Source organism: Agrobacterium sp. Azo12, from assembly GCF_029193765.2.
Taxonomy (GTDB): Bacteria; Pseudomonadota; Alphaproteobacteria; order Rhizobiales; family Rhizobiaceae; genus Agrobacterium.
In genome coordinates, this window is record NZ_JARFYO020000001.1 from 3,047,003 (window position 1) to 3,061,693 (window position 14,691).

Annotated in this window: 14 protein-coding genes and 1 pseudogene; 9 read left to right on the top strand and 6 right to left on the bottom strand. The window is 54.8% G+C overall.

What is annotated here, in order from left to right; genetic code table 11:
• Positions 1–112: 112 nt before the first annotated feature.
• Positions 113–1,354, top strand: coding sequence for a lipopolysaccharide biosynthesis protein (locus tag PYL13_RS14500; RefSeq protein ID WP_441296668.1), 1,242 nt, complete (start codon positions 113–115; stop codon positions 1,352–1,354).
• 6 nt (positions 1,355–1,360) lie between these two features.
• Here PYL13_RS14500 and PYL13_RS14505 read toward each other — a convergent pair whose 3' ends face one another.
• Entirely contained in the window at positions 1,361–2,302 is a 942-nt protein-coding gene (locus PYL13_RS14505) for a glycosyltransferase family 2 protein (protein ID WP_275641798.1), read from the bottom strand.
• Positions 2,303–2,314: 12 nt separating this feature from the next.
• Entirely contained in the window at positions 2,315–3,223 is a 909-nt protein-coding gene (locus PYL13_RS14510; RefSeq protein ID WP_275641799.1) for a glycosyltransferase family 2 protein, read from the bottom strand.
• Between the two features lie 192 nt (positions 3,224–3,415).
• Between PYL13_RS14510 and PYL13_RS14515 the strand changes: the two genes are divergently transcribed.
• Entirely contained in the window at positions 3,416–4,486 is a 1,071-nt protein-coding gene (locus PYL13_RS14515) for an endo-1,4-beta-xylanase (protein WP_275641800.1), read from the top strand.
• Between the two features lie 3 nt (positions 4,487–4,489).
• Positions 4,490–5,560: a glycosyltransferase family 2 protein gene (locus PYL13_RS14520; RefSeq protein WP_275641801.1), complete on the top strand. Its 1,071-nt coding sequence runs from the start codon at positions 4,490–4,492 to the stop codon at positions 5,558–5,560.
• Here PYL13_RS14520 and PYL13_RS14525 read toward each other — a convergent pair whose 3' ends face one another.
• The gene (locus PYL13_RS14525) at positions 5,561–7,159 is read right to left on the bottom strand and encodes a GumC family protein (RefSeq protein WP_275641802.1); all 1,599 of its coding nucleotides are present in this window, start codon (positions 7,157–7,159) and stop codon (positions 5,561–5,563) included.
• Between the two features lie 331 nt (positions 7,160–7,490).
• On the opposite strand from PYL13_RS14525, the gene PYL13_RS14530 reads away from it, so the two are divergent.
• From PYL13_RS14530 to PYL13_RS14540, 3 genes are all read left to right on the top strand, one after another.
• A complete protein-coding gene (locus tag PYL13_RS14530) occupies positions 7,491–8,906 on the top strand; it encodes a phosphomannomutase (RefSeq protein WP_275641803.1) in 1,416 nt (471 codons plus the stop codon).
• 94 nt (positions 8,907–9,000) lie between these two features.
• Positions 9,001–9,402, top strand: a complete 402-nt coding sequence (locus tag PYL13_RS14535; RefSeq protein WP_275641804.1) for a group II truncated hemoglobin — start codon at positions 9,001–9,003, stop codon at positions 9,400–9,402.
• Entirely contained in the window at positions 9,399–9,767 is a 369-nt protein-coding gene (locus PYL13_RS14540) for a DUF423 domain-containing protein (protein WP_250982079.1), read from the top strand. The genes PYL13_RS14535 and PYL13_RS14540 overlap by 4 nt, the downstream gene beginning before the upstream one ends.
• Here the strand turns inward: PYL13_RS14540 and PYL13_RS14545 are convergent.
• The 3 genes and pseudogenes from PYL13_RS14545 to PYL13_RS14555 all read right to left on the bottom strand — a co-directional run bounded on the left by PYL13_RS14545 (position 9,757) and on the right by PYL13_RS14555 (position 11,276).
• Positions 9,757–10,071, bottom strand: a complete 315-nt coding sequence (locus PYL13_RS14545; RefSeq protein WP_275641805.1) for a hypothetical protein — start codon at positions 10,069–10,071, stop codon at positions 9,757–9,759. The two genes, PYL13_RS14540 and PYL13_RS14545, sit on opposite strands and share 11 nt — an antisense overlap.
• Positions 10,052–10,375 (bottom strand): annotated as a pseudogene (locus PYL13_RS14550) (DUF2325 domain-containing protein); the annotation flags it as partial. The gene PYL13_RS14545 and the pseudogene PYL13_RS14550, both read right to left, overlap by 20 nt.
• A gap of 250 nt (positions 10,376–10,625) precedes the next feature.
• A complete protein-coding gene (locus tag PYL13_RS14555) occupies positions 10,626–11,276 on the bottom strand; it encodes a TetR family transcriptional regulator C-terminal domain-containing protein (protein WP_192488264.1) in 651 nt (216 codons plus the stop codon).
• Positions 11,277–11,543: 267 nt separating this feature from the next.
• Here PYL13_RS14555 and PYL13_RS14560 point away from each other — a divergent pair, with 267 nt between their 5' ends.
• From PYL13_RS14560 to PYL13_RS14570, 3 genes are read left to right on the top strand one after another with little or no spacing between them, the layout of a single operon-like run.
• Entirely contained in the window at positions 11,544–12,797 is a 1,254-nt protein-coding gene (locus tag PYL13_RS14560; RefSeq protein ID WP_275641807.1) for a Zn-dependent hydrolase, read from the top strand.
• Positions 12,794–14,248: a dihydropyrimidinase gene (gene hydA, locus PYL13_RS14565; RefSeq protein WP_250982084.1), complete on the top strand. Its 1,455-nt coding sequence runs from the start codon at positions 12,794–12,796 to the stop codon at positions 14,246–14,248. The genes PYL13_RS14560 and hydA overlap by 4 nt, the downstream gene beginning before the upstream one ends.
• Before the next feature lies 1 nt (position 14,249).
• Positions 14,250–14,678: an NUDIX hydrolase gene (locus PYL13_RS14570; protein WP_275641808.1), complete on the top strand. Its 429-nt coding sequence runs from the start codon at positions 14,250–14,252 to the stop codon at positions 14,676–14,678.
• Positions 14,679–14,691: the final 13 nt, after the last annotated feature.

A 14,691-nucleotide genomic window follows, 5' to 3' on the forward strand; every position in this document is an offset into this window, starting at 1 on the left:
GCAGGGCGTTGTCGCGTGACTGAAGCCATATATCCGGATGTGCGGCACGCAAGCCGGAAAACAGGAGCAGGACGTGAATACGTCAAACTATAATTTCCGACGTTTGCTGCAAATGGCCCTGTCTTACTCGGCGTCCGGTGGCGCACTACTAATGTCGAGCGCTGCCCAGCTTTTGACATTCGCCCTGCTCGCCCGCCATCTCGGCGTAGAACAGTTTGCGCTGTTTGCCTCGATTACCGCCGTCACCAATCTTGGCGTACAAATCTGCGGCATCGGTTCCAACGAAACACTGATCCGCCGTGTGGCGCAGGATCGCTCGTCCTATCCGATGATGCTCGGTCATGCCTACATTCTCAGTGCTGCATCCGGCGGCCTGTTGTTTCTGATTGGCATGATCACCATACCGGTGTTTTTCCCGACGTCACCGCTGCTGGTCGACACGCTGATCACCGCCGCATTGATCCTGTTCACCAACCTCATTCTGTTGAAGGTGGTGTCGTTATCGACGCAAAGCTTTATTGCCCATTCGGAATTTGCCTCGGCAAACAAGCTGGAAGTGCTGTTTGCGATAACCCGGACCATTGCTGCGGTTGGCGCATGTCTGGTTTTCAATGTCACGACCGTGGAAGGCTGGGCACTGTGGAACTTTGCGGCTCACGCCATCACAGCCGTCATCTGCCTCAAGACCACCAAAAGGCTGGGCGCACCGCTGTTTACGATCGTGCGTGAAGAAATCCGTATCGGCATCCTGTTCTCGACCCAGTTTTTCTTCAAGGCTGTGCGCGGTAATGCCGACATCCTGATACTCGGCGCATTGGCCAGTGCAGAAATTCTCGGCAGCTATTCGATTGCACGTCGTATTCTGGACAGCTCCTACCTATCTGTAGAAGCGCTCAATCGCCTGATCTATCCGGGCTCCGCGTCGCTTGCCATGCAGGGCATGGGCAAGACCATTGAACGTGCCAAGGGTATTTTGAAAGCAGCACTTGTTATCGCTATCGGCAGCGCCGGTGTCATCACCATTTTTGCGCCACTGCTGCCGCTGTTGTTCGGCCAGGAATACGTGTCCCTGCCAAGCCTCACCCGTATCCTCTGCTGGGCAGTGCTGCCTATGGCGGTTGCAGCTACGGCGCTCGAGGCATTGGGGGCTTCTGGACACCAGAATATCCGCGCAAAAATCTGGAACAGCGGCAACCTCATCGGTTCGCTGCTGGTGGCGCTGACCACCTGGGCCTTCGGTATTTATGGAACGCTTGGCAGCTATTTCATTGTCGAAATCGGCATTGCCTTGGCCGTATGGATGGCTCTTCTCAGCCTGCGCAATTCTCCTTCGCCTGCACAGGTGAGCGCCTGAACCGGCTTATGATTGCGGTTTTGCCTTATAGGGCGACAGCGTAATACCGATGCTGGCAAGCACACGGCCGACCGAAAGCAAAACCGGGTGTGTGGCAACCAGCGGCTGACCGGTTTTTGCAAACACCGAGACGGAACGCACGAGCGACAGTCCAAGGCTTATGATGTTTTTGGCCTGCAGCATCACCGCTCCCTGCAGGCCGGGCCTGCGGGCACGATCAATCGAATAGTTGATGATGCCGGTACGCAATGAGCGTGTCATGATCCATTTGGGTTCCATACGCTCAACCGGCACGAACTCGGTGATGATGGCTTCCGCACTCCAGCCAAAACGCAAACCGGAGCGTTTGCTGCGTGTGAAGAAATCCATGTCGCCGCCACCGAGAAAGTTGAACTGTACGTCAAATTGCGGCTTTTCCAGTCTCTCGAAAACCCGTTTGGACAGCAGGCAATTTCCAGAGCCGTGGATCATATCGACAGGGCCGGTTTTTGCCTCGATCGAACCAAATAGCGGATGTAGCTCCACCCCCTTGGAAGCGGGCTTGTCAAAGGCGCGTATGACCGGACCGCCGACAATGTCGACACCAAGCGTTTCAGCCGTGCGCACCATATTGGCGAGCCAAATGGGCGATGCGATCTCGTCATCATCGATCATCAAAAAGTAAGATGCAGAGGGATAAAGGTTGCGCGCTTTGGCAAAGGCCGAGTTGATGGCGTAACAATTGCCCTGCTGCGGTTCAACAAATGCCTGCCCCAACATGCCTGTATCAGTAAAAAAGCTTTGCGTGACCGCCAGAGCCTCTTGACCGACGCCATCATTGTCAATGACCACGATGGCAAACGCAAAATCGACCTGTTGTGTGGCGAGCGACGCCAGCGTCTTTTTCAAACCGTCCGGCCGGCGAAAACTTGGAATACAGACAACGGCGTGAGGAGCCTGAGTGGTCATAAAATCTAACTCCTACAGTCCAGCGAGCGCAGCAGCCGAAAACAGCAATGCGCGCTTGGCCTGTCTTGGCCGGTGAATTAAAGTATCGCTTAATGCCATGAATGCTGTCCCATATCGGTGCGCACGTATGTCTTGGGCAATCGTATAAGCATTCATATGCCCTTCCGCCTTCTGCCGCAGGGCTTTTACCCGCTCGGACGGCAGACCTGCCAGAATGGACGGGTCATTAAAAATCGCGTCAATGACAGGAATACAATCGGCAAACTCCAGCGTCTTGGACATCATCACGCTTGAGGTGTGGACACGGTAATCGAGCACATGCGCACCTTCGACATAGCGGAACAAGCCTTTGGCCGCCAGCAGGCACCAGCCATGCCAATCTTCGCCGTAGCGCAAGGTTTCGTCAAAACCGCCAACCATACGAAACACTGCTGTTTTGACCAGCATGATGCCGCCATTGACAATAAAATTGCCGCCGACCAGATTTTCCAGAATGTGACCTGAAGGCTTGCTGCGTTTGCGGATCAGATTGCGCCTGCCGATTTTTTCGCCCTGCTCATTTATCCGCTCATAGTCGCCATAGATGGCAACCTCGTCAGCGCCGTATGCACCTGCAAGCAAGGTCGCAAAAGCCCCCTCACGCAGCCGGTCATCGGCATCGAGAAACAGTGTCCATTCACCCGAGGCTTTTGAAAGACCGAAATTGCGAACCGCTGACACACCCTTTCGCCCGCAAGGTCTGGTCAGCAACGTGACGCGCGGGTCTGTAATTGCCTGAACAACTGCAGCCGTTCCATCCGTCGAACCATCATCGACTACGATCACTTCCCCGGCCAGCGGACCTTGCGCCAGCACGCTGTTGATGGCTTCGCCGATAAAGGCTTCACCATTGCGAACAGGAATGACGACGGACACGGACATGGGTGATTTCTGGCCAAATAATAAAACTGGCGGCAGCATGCGCAGAGGGAAGTTACTACGGCATTAAATGAAAAACTGCCGATATATCATGCCAAACAGGGCGTTAACTTCATTTCACAAGAAAACCCTCCGGTAAACAATAGTCTGTTATTATCCGTCCCATCAAAAGACAAAGCGGAGCAGGTGCCGAGAATGTTTGGCAGAAGAGATTTTTTGCGCACAGCAACAGCGGCAGGTCTGTCACTGACAGCGGCTGGTTCATCCTTCGCCAAATCGAGCAAGACCGACAGTAAACTTATCCCCTATGGGGCTGCCGTCTATCTGCCGGACATGCAGGCGGATTCACGGGTTGGCGAAGCCGTCCTGCAATATTGCTCACGCATCACGCCCGTCAATGAAATGAAGTGGGACGCCATGCGTCCCTCCCCTGACGCGTATGATTTTACCGCGGTGGATGCGATTGCCGATTTCGCCCGCCAGAACAAGCTGACCATGCATGGACATCCGCTGGTGTGGTATGCAGCGCTGCCAAGCTGGATATCGTCAGTCAGTGGTGCAGCCGCCGTTGAAAAGCTGATGGAAGATCACATCAACACCACTGTGGCTCGTTATAAGGACGTGACACGAAGCTGGGATGTTGTGAACGAACCAATCCCCGATGCCGCAGACGGCCCCAAGGCCCGGCGCGATGGCTTCTGGTTCGAGAACCTCGGCAACGACCATATCGCCAAGGCGTTTCGTTATGCCCATGCGGCAGACCCAACAGCACAACTTGTCCTCAACGAATACGACATTGAATTTTCGATCCGCAACTCACCCAATAAGCGCGCGGCCTTCCGCGATCTCGTACTGGAACTGTTGGACCAGGACGTGCCGATCCATGCCATCGGTCTACAGGGCCATTTGCGCGGCGGTTGGCCAATTGCCAAACAGGAACTGGCCGCGCTTGTCAGCGAGATGCGTGGGCATGGATTGAAAGTTCTGGTAACAGAGCTTGATGTGATGGACCATGAACTGCCGGAGCCAGCAGAGGAACGCGACGCAATTATTTCAGCACAGGTCAAGGACTTCCTTGAGGCGGCATCGGAAGGCGGTCCTCTCGATTCCATCACCACCTGGGGCATTTCCGACCAGTACAGCTGGATACGTTGGGCCTATCCGCGCAAGGATGGCACGGTCAATCGACCATTGCCGCTGGACTGGAGTTTCCAGCCGAAATCCATGTTGTCCGTTATCAATGAATTCCGTAATCGCGGTGCATAGTCCATGAATGCTGATCTGGCGCCCGTCCAAACTGCCCTTCAAATCAATATGCATCCTTTTGATGCGCCGCATGTCATCCACACATTGCCGCATCAGATCCGGGTATGGGAAAATCAGGTTGATCGCATTTTGCTGACGGTTGATACCGGACAGGTCAATGCTGGCCGCTACAAGGGCCAGGGCTTTGACGCGGCCAAGGCACGATTATTTGCCTTTCTGGAAAGCCTGAGGATCAAGCATCCCAAACTGCATATCGATACTGTCGACTATGGCGCAGAAGCGCACCAAAAACTCGGGCAACTGTTCTTCTCCAGGGCTCCGCATTACCCCGACAAGGCATTCGATGGCGGCCCTTTTTATGTGTATTTTTATGGGCTGATGCGCGCCAACGCCCGTTACGTGCTGCACATGGACAGCGACATGCTGTTTGGTGGCGCCAGCCCGACATGGATAAGCGAAGCCATTGCCCAGCTTGAAACACAACCAAACGCACTGGTCGTGTGCCCCTTCTCCGGCCCACCGAAAGATGGTGGCGACATGAGCCTTTCACTGCATGTTGGAATGCCCGGGGTAAAGCACATTCTTCGCGCAGAAAAACTGCAGCTGGACAGCCCCGCCTGGCGTTTCCCGACTGTCAGCACGCGCATTTTCATGATCGACATGCAACGGTTCACTGACCGCATCGGTTCGCTCGAGCTGCTGCGCCCCGACCTCAAGCGTCGCATACGCTCCTACGCCTTTAATCAGAAGCCGATTTCCATGCCGGCAGAAGAAGCCCTGAGCACCAATATGATTGCCAGGGATCTTTATCGACTGGACTATATGGGAACCGGCCAGGGCATGTACTCACTACACCCTCCCTATCGCTCGCCGCAGTTTTATGCGGCCTTGCCATCACTGATCAAACGCATTGAAGCGGGCAATATCCCGGAAAGCCAGCGCGGCGATTTCGACATCAATTCATCGATGGTCGACTGGAGTTCGGCGATTGCTGCCAAAATCCGTTCCAAACGCTATCTCAAGGCACTCAAGCACCTGATCTCTGCCAATATGGAACGGTTTTCGCGAAAATAATCAGGCGCGTGTGGCAGCCGCTGGGGCAAATCCGTAACTGCCGCGCAGGTAACGCCACGCACCAAACGTCAATGCCAGGCCAATTCCGAGGAACAGTCCGGCAAAACCACCCAAGGTCATCAGCGTCATTTTGCCGGGAGGCCAGCTGCGGAAGTTTGGCGCAACCGCACGGGAAATAACCCGCACGTTGGTGGAGTTGATGGCCTGCTGTTCGGCAATCTGTCGCGATCGGGTCAGATAGGTTTCATAAATTGCCGCAACGGTTCTTGCGTCACGCTCAAGATCACGCAGCTTTACCTGCGCATCATTGTCGGTAAACACATTGGCACGTTCGGCAACCGCCTTCTGGCGCAACGCATCCAGCGAAGACCGTGATTCAGCAACGCTGGTTTTAACTGTTTCGAGAATACGCTGCGCTTCCTGCGCAAACCCCTGTTCCAGCATCGCCTTTTCTGCATTGGCGGTCGCAAGGCGTGGATGGCGGCTGCCATAGGTCATGGTCATCGCGCCGATCTGCTGCTGCAAGATGCTGTATTGCTCGCGGATCGTGTTCATCGTCTCGCTGTCAAAAATGGCGGAACTTGCCACACGCTGTTGCGAAATAGCCTGCTCCATCTGCTTCAGTCGCGATTCTTCCTGAATAAGACGCTGTTGCGCAGAGAGTACCTGCGCATTCAGTTCACCAGACAACTGGTTACTGACCAGCTCACCATTATTGACCTGCAAGCCGTTCTGTCGCTTGAACTCCTCGACCTTCTTTTCCGCTTCCGTCACATTGACCCGCAATTCCTCAAGGCGGGTATTCAGGTCATCGGCAACACGACGACTGCCTTCAGACGTTGTCTGAAACAGTTCATTCTCAAAAGCATTGATGATGGCGTTGGAAAGCGTCACCGACTTTTCGGGGTTTGCTGACCAGACAGCCACCGTCACGACAAACGAACGTGGGTCGCGTTCGGCGACCACCCGGTCGCCCAATGCACGCAATGCTCCAATGCTGTTGTCGCCTTCTTCCGGCGGACGGGACAGCAACATCTTGAAGCGTTCAATCGGGGTAGGGTTGATAAATTCCGGGTCTTTGTCCAGCTTGAGTTCGCTCACCACCTGCGACAGCACGTTTCGGGATGTCAGGGTTCGCAGCTTGCTTTCGACTTCAAGGATTTGTGTATCGCGCTGCGGGCTGACCGAAAACACACCATCATTGATCACGTTGAGGTTGGATGGGTTAACTATGATATCGGTGTAGGCGGTGTAACGCTGTGGTGTCATTGCCGAATAGGCAAGCGCTGCGCCAACACAAGCGATGATCGCCAGAATGATCCATATGATGCCGTCCCGCAGCCACGACAGAATATCACCGATACCAATGCGATCGATGAAGTTGATGCCGGGGAAATAACCGGCAAATGCGGATTGTTGCGGACGGATAACGTAAGCTTGTTGCGGCTCCGGCCTTAGTGCGGGCCGTTCAGATTCCGTGTATGACGGTTTATCGGATTCGGCGTTCAGATAGGCGTCAAGCAGCGATCCCTGCGGCCGCGGAGCTTCTTCCATGGGCGAGTGAGCCTGTTTGTCTTTCGCTTTTCCAAGCTTGTACATCCGCTCTTCCAACACACTCCATGATCAACACTCAGCCGTCCCACAAATGGACAGGCAAAGCTTACGCACCAACGATTTGGCAAAATTGCGCAAAACCGCACACGTCATTTCTAGGTCATCATCATGAATATTGAGTTACTTTAGTTAAAACTTGAAAGGCTGGCTTTTAGCAACGGCCAAACATTTTGTTGCTCTTGCAAAGCAGATGGGCCAGAAAATGTGGTAATGTGCGCCAACATGGATGCTGGAACCTAACCGGGTTTAATTCATTTAAAAATCTGGACAAAATTCAATTTAGCTGCGTCGCAGCGCAAATGTGGAACGAGGGATTATGAGCCTGAAATTCGGAACGAGTGGTCTTCGCGGCCTCTCAGTCGACCTCGAAGGCAGCGCTTCTGCCGTTTACGCAACTGCCTTTGCAAAACACCTGATTGCTGCTGGTCTTGCCAAGACAGGGTCACCCATATTGATCGGGCGCGACTTTCGTGCGTCCAGCCCTTCCATCGCACAAACCTGCATTGGCGCGTTGACGCGCGCGGGTTTCAAGCCGATTGACTGCGGCACAGTGCCGACCCCGGCTTTGGCGCTTCACGCCATGTCGCTTGATGCGCCAGCCTTGATGATCACAGGCTCCCATATTCCGGCTGACCGTAACGGCATCAAATTTTATCGCCCGGATGGCGAGATTGACAAGCAGGATGAGACCGCTATTGCTGCGCAAGCCGAAAAGGTGGAGCAGGAACTCCGCGATCTGACGCCCGGAACGGCAGAAGACCAATCGGCCAAGACGGCAAAGCTGTTCTATGACCGCAACATCGCCCTGCTGCCTGAAAAAGCACTCGCTGGTCTGAAGATCGGCGTCTATCAGCATAGCACGGTCGCTCGGGATTTGTTTGTCGACGTTCTCAGCCATTATGGTGCCGACGTAGTAGCTCTCGGACGCTCTGAGACATTCATTCCCGTCGACACGGAAGCAGTTTCTGACGAGACGTTAAAACTCCTGAAAAAATGGGCCTACCAGCAAACGCTCGATGCCATTGTTTCCGCCGACGGTGATGGCGACCGCCCTCTGCTCGCCGATGAAAACGGCACGCCTTTGCGTGGCGACCTGATTGGCCTCATCACTGCTGGTTTCCTCGGTGCCAAAGCTGTCGTCACCCCGGTCACGTCCAACTCCGGTATCGAAGCGAGCGGTGACTTCGATGTTGTCCGCACCAAGGTGGGCTCGCCCTTCGTCATTGCAGGCATGAACGACGCACTAGCGGCGGGCAAGGATGCAGTGATGGGCTTTGAAGCCAATGGCGGCCTGCTGACGGCCTCGACCTTCACCATCAACGGATACAGCCTTTCACCGCTGCCAACCCGTGACAGTTTCCTGCCGATTCTCGCCGTTCTGTCGCTTGCCGCTGAGCGCAAACAAACACTGTCGGCACTGGCAGAAACATATAATCTGCCCGTTGCAGCAGCAGATAGGCTGGAGAATTTTGCCCAGGAAAAAAGTGCTGCCCTAATGGCGCATTTGCGTGCCTCCGGGGACAATCTGGCTGGTTTTCTTGCATCAGTCGGCAAGGTACAGTCCACCAGTGACATAGATGGACTTCGTGTTGCCCTGACCGACGGAAGCACCATTCACTTCCGCCCATCCGGAAACGCGCCAGAGATGCGCTGCTACGTGGAAGCCGCCAACGAGCAGGACGCTGAAACGCTGTTGAAAAAGGGCTTGAACCTCATCCGTAATTTCGGCTGAGGTCACCCTGCGAAATTGCCGCATCCCCTGTTTCACTGTTGCGCTTGCGTTTTGTTAGCGCAATAAGTGCGGCAACCAACAAGGGATGACGGTCTTGAGCGATGAAACCATCACGCTGTATCAGGCGATTGGCGGCGACGAGACCGTCCGCGCGCTGACGAAACGGTTTTACGAATTGATGGATACCATGCCGGAAGCGGCCCGCTGCCGTGCCATCCATCCGCCGGATTTGTCCAAAAGTGAAAGCAAGTTTTACGACTACCTGACCGGTTATCTTGGCGGACCACCGGTCTATGTAGAAAAATATGGTCACCCGATGCTGCGCCGTCGCCATTTCGTGGCACCGATCGGTCCTGCCGAACGGGATGAGTGGCTGCTGTGCTTCCGGCTTGCTATGGAAGAAACCATCGCCAACCCCAAATTGCGCGACATCATCTGGCGGCCGGTCGAACAGCTCGCTCTGCATATGCAAAATCAGGAAGAAAATCCATCATGACCGCACATGACCGATTGCGCCCCGTGGCACTTTTCCTCGGTGGTATTCTTGGTGCTGCCGGTGTCGCCTTGGCGGCAGCGGCCACCCATACCGGCGAAACCTATATGCTGGGCAATGCGTCAGCGATGAGCCTTGCTCATGCGCCTGTCCTCGTTGCACTGTTCATCGGATGGAATACTGTCAGAACAGCAATGCCCGCCAGCCTTTTATTGGGCCTGGGAACGCTGATCTTCGTTGGCGATCTTGTATCACGCCACTTCTCAGGAAGCAGCCTTTTCCCGATGGCGGCGCCATCAGGGGGCCTTGGCATGATCGGTGGATGGCTGGTTCTCGCTGCGGGTGCTTTCTTCAAGGTCAGAACCTGAGCCAGGAAAGCACTCCGATATTGCAAGAGTAACGTTCTACCGCTTTTACCAGCGAAACCTCACCGCCATTTTCTGCATCCGCGCCGAGATCGATCGGAATGTCATCGCCGGGATGGCGTGCCCTCAAATGGGGAAAGAGCAGTATGTTGGTCTTTTCCCGTGCGGCGCGGGAGCGTCTCTCACGCTCGCCGATAATTTCATGCATATCAGGTACAAACCCTTCGCCATTGCTGGCTGCGATCTTGTGCAGATCGGCAAGGTCGTCGTTTAAAGATAATGAACTGTCACTGTGCTCTTCGCTCATTGCTGGCATTCCGCTCATTCATCGTCTGAAGCGCCCGCTCCAGACTGGATTTGCTACCGTTGCGCAGCGGAATAAATGTCTTGCCGAATTTCTTGCAGCCCGACTTCACCCGCAGACACGCATCATGACTAATACAGTCGATGGGGCAGAAAACGCAGTCGACAGAGGGAAGCAGTGTATCGATACGCGAGACGGCTTCACGCAACCCACCATCGTGATGGATCAGTTCAGCATCGAAGTTGCTGGCAATCTGGCGAAGATGTGCAACCTGGCAGTCGCGGCCGCCAACATAAAGAAAGCTTTTCGGGCCGGCAGCGACCTGTTCATTGGCGGAAACTACAGATTGAGACTGACTTGCAGCAGACTTGCCACCACGTTCAGCTTTCTTCTTGTCTTTCCGCGCCATGCCTCACCTTTATGTTGTTTAACACACCCTGAATCGTCGGGGTTGCCGGCACCATAATAAAGGTGAGTTTTAGAGTAAAGTATAAAGTTGATGATTTACGTCATGATTTTTTATGCGGCGTATTTTTCAACCGTAAATATATGTCGTATCACGCGCTCAATGGCTTGATATTGAGGCCGCCGACGAACAACTGTTCGAGATAGCGCGCCGCATCTTCAAAGCGACCCTCCCCGTCATTTTCCTTGCCGAGCACGGCACGCACCTGCACATCAAAGTCGGCATAATGCTGGGTTGTCGACCAGATCGAGAAAATCAGGTGGTAAGGATCGCACTTGGTCATCAGCCCCGCCTTGATCCACACGCGAATGACTTCGGCCTTTTCATCGACCAGTTCTTTCAGCGGGCCCTTCAATTCATCTTCAATATGCGGTGCGCCTTGCAGGATTTCATTGGCGAACAGTCGGCTTTCACGCGGAAAGTCCCGTGCCATTTCCAGCTTGCGACGAATATAAGACCGGATTTCCGTTTCAGGATTACCGTCCGCATTAAACGCCCGCAGCGGATCCAGCCATGTGTCGAGCACCCTTTCGATCAGGCCGCGATGCATCGCTTCCTTGGTGCGAAAATAATAGAGCAGATTGGGTTTGGACATTCCCGCCACTTCGGCAATCTGGTCTATTGTGGTGCCGCGGAAACCATGAACGGAAAATACATCCAGTGCCGCTTCCAGAATTGCTTCCTGTTTCTCTTCCTGAATACGGGTGCGTTTTTGGGTTTTTGCGGCACGTGGAATGGCCATGGGCGTCCTGTTTCTTTTAAATGCAATTGCCAACCAGCAATGACTAGAAAATTGGCACGGTCTATAGTTTAGGCATTATTTGCGGATTTTACCATTGAAATTCACGACACAGGGTAAATCAGCAGATCGAAAATTCACAATGTTTACCAAGCGGTCAATTTATCAAACATCGCTGGCAATGGGCAATCCACGAAAAAGAATTGCGAAAAATCAGGAATGGCATGCCCCTTGCGTCAGCAATGTCAAACAGGTGAGGAAAAGATAAGAATGGTGGCAGCACCGGGACAAAATATGCGGATCAATGCCGACAGGCTTTGGGATGCGTTGGAAGACATGGCGAAGATCGGCCCTGGCATTGCTGGCGGCAACAACCGCCAGACATTGACGGATGAAGATGGCGAAGGTCGCCACCTGTTTAAATCATGGTGCGAAGCTGCCGGCATGACGGTAGGCGTCGACCAGATGGGCAGCATGTTTGCCACCCGCCCCGGCTCCGATCCGGATGCCCTGCCGGTCTATATCGGCAGTCACCTCGACACCCAGCCGACAGGTGGCAAATATGACGGTGTTCTCGGCGTATTGGCGGGGCTTGAGGTTGTGCGCAGCCTCAATGATCTGAACATCAGAACCAAACATCCGGTTGTTGTTACCAACTGGGCCAATGAGGAAGGCGCGCGCTTCGCCCCAGCCATGCTGGCGTCAGGCGTATTTGCTGGCGTGCACTCGCTTGACTACGCCTATGGTCGTAAGGACCCGGACGGTAAAACCTACGGCGATGAGCTGAAACGTATCGGCTGGCTTGGCGAGGAAGAGGTCGGTGCGCGCAAGATGCACGCCTATTTCGAATACCACATTGAACAAGGCCCCATTCTGGAGGCCGAAAACCGGCAGATTGGCGTGGTCACCCATGGCCAGGGCCTGTGGTGGCTGGAAGTGACGTTGACAGGCAAAGAAGCCCACACCGGCTCGACGCCAATGGATATGCGCGTTAATGCCGGGCTGGCAATGGGTCGCATTCTGGAAATGGTTCAGGGCGTTGCAATGGACCATCAACCCGGTGCAGTCGGCGGGGTTGGCCAGGTCTTTTTCTCCCCGAACTCCCGTAACGTCCTGCCAGGCAAAGTCGTATTTACCATCGACATCCGCACACCGGATCAGGCAAAACTTGACAGCATGCGCGCGCATATCGAAGCCGCAGCACCAAAAATCGCCGCCGATCTTGGCGTTGGTTGCTCTATCGAGGCCATTGGCCACTTCAACCCTGTAACCTTTGACCCGACTCTTGTGAATTGCGTGCGTAATGCAGCGGAACACCTCGGCTACAGCCACATGGATATCATTTCCGGCGCCGGTCACGACGCCTGCTGGACCGCCAAAGTCGCGCCAACCACCATGATCATGTGCCCCTGCGTTGATGGACTTTCCCACAATGAAGCCGAAGCCATCTCCAAAGAATGGGCTGCGGCCGGTGCGGATGTCCTGCTGCATGCAGTGTTGGAAACAGCGGAGATTGCAGAATGACCACAGTCATCAAGGGTGGCACCATCGTCACAGCCGATCTCAGCTACCGGTCCGATGTGAAGATCGACGACGGCAAGATTATTGAAATCGGCACCGACCTCTCCGGCGACGTGGTGCTGGACGCCTCCGATTGCTACGTGATGCCGGGCGGTATCGACCCGCATGTCCATCTCGAAATGCCCTTCATGGGCACTTATTCGGCGGATGATTTTGAAAGCGGCACAAGAGCGGCTCTGGCAGGCGGCACCACCATGGTGGTCGATTTTTGCCTGCCTGAACCCGGCCAGTCACTGTTGGATGCTTTGCAGCGCTGGGACAACAAGACGACCCGCGCCAATTGCGATTATTCCTTCCACATGGCGATTACCTGGTGGGGCGAACAGGTCTTCAACGAAATGAAGACCATCGTTCAGGACAAGGGCATCAACAGCTTCAAACACTTCATGGCCTACAAAGGCGCATTGATGGTCAATGATGACGAGATGTTTGCCTCCTTCCAGCGATGCGCTGAACTGGGCGCCCTGCCCTTCGTCCATGCTGAAAACGGCGACATCGTTGCCCAGATGCAGGAAAAATTGATTGCCGAAGGCAATTCCGGACCGGAAGCCCATGCCTATTCCCGACCGCCCGAGGTTGAAGGTGAGGCCACCAACCGCGCCATCGTCATCGCGGACATGGCAGGTTCGCCTGTCTATATCGTGCACACCTCCTGTGAACAAAGCCATGAAGCGATCCGGCGCGCCCGCCAGAAGGGGATGCGTGCCTACGGTGAACCGCTGATCCAGCACCTGGTTCTGGATGAAAGCGAATATTTCGACAAGGACTGGGATCATGCCGCCCGTCGCGTCATGTCACCACCATTCCGAAACAAACAACATCAGGATAGCCTGTGGGCTGGCCTGTCCAGCGGCTCACTGTCGTGTGTTGCGACCGACCACTGCGCCTTCACGACAGAGCAGAAACGCAATGGCATTGGTGATTTTCGCAAGATACCAAACGGCACCGGTGGCCTTGAAGACCGCATGCCACTTTTGTGGACCCACGGCGTAACGACTGGACGCCTGACCATGAATGAATTTGTGGCAGTGACCTCCACCAATATCGCCAAGATCCTCAACATCTATCCGCGCAAGGGCGCTATTCTGGTTGGCGCCGATGCCGATATCGTGGTGTGGGATCCCAAACGGGAAAAGACCATTTCGGCTGCCCAACAGCAATCCGCCATCGATTACAACGTGTTCGAGGGCCGGAAGGTTAAAGGCCTGCCCCGCTTCACCCTGACAAGAGGTGTTGTTTCTATTGAAGAAAACACCATCAAGAACCGTGAGGGACATGGCAAATTTATCGCCCGAGATCCGTTCACGGCAACGGGCAAGGCGCTCTCGACATGGAAAGAACTGACCGCACCACGCAAGGTGGAACGATCGGGCATTCCGGCAAGTGGAGTGTGACATGAGCGACGATACAACACGCGAAATCATTATCTCCGCTGCAATTCTTCTCAACGAAAAGCAGGAAATGCTGGTGGTGCGCAAACGCGGCACCAGCCAGTTCATGCAGCCCGGCGGCAAGATCGACGCCGGCGAAACGCCCGGCCAAGCGCTGTGCCGTGAACTGTTAGAGGAGATTTCTCTCGATCTCGACGAAAGCGCTTTCTCCTATCAGGGCGTCTACCGGGAAATGGCAGCCAACGAACCGGGCGCCACCGTTGTCGCCCATGCCTTTGTCGCCATGCTTAACCAAGACGTCACCCCGCAGGCAGAAATCGAAGATGTCCGCTGGCTTCCCATTCACGGGCAAAGCCCGCTGCCTCTAGCGAAACTGACAGAGTTCCACATGTTGCCGCTCGCCAGAAAGGCGCTTGGCAGCAACACACCGTAATAAGCAGGACAGT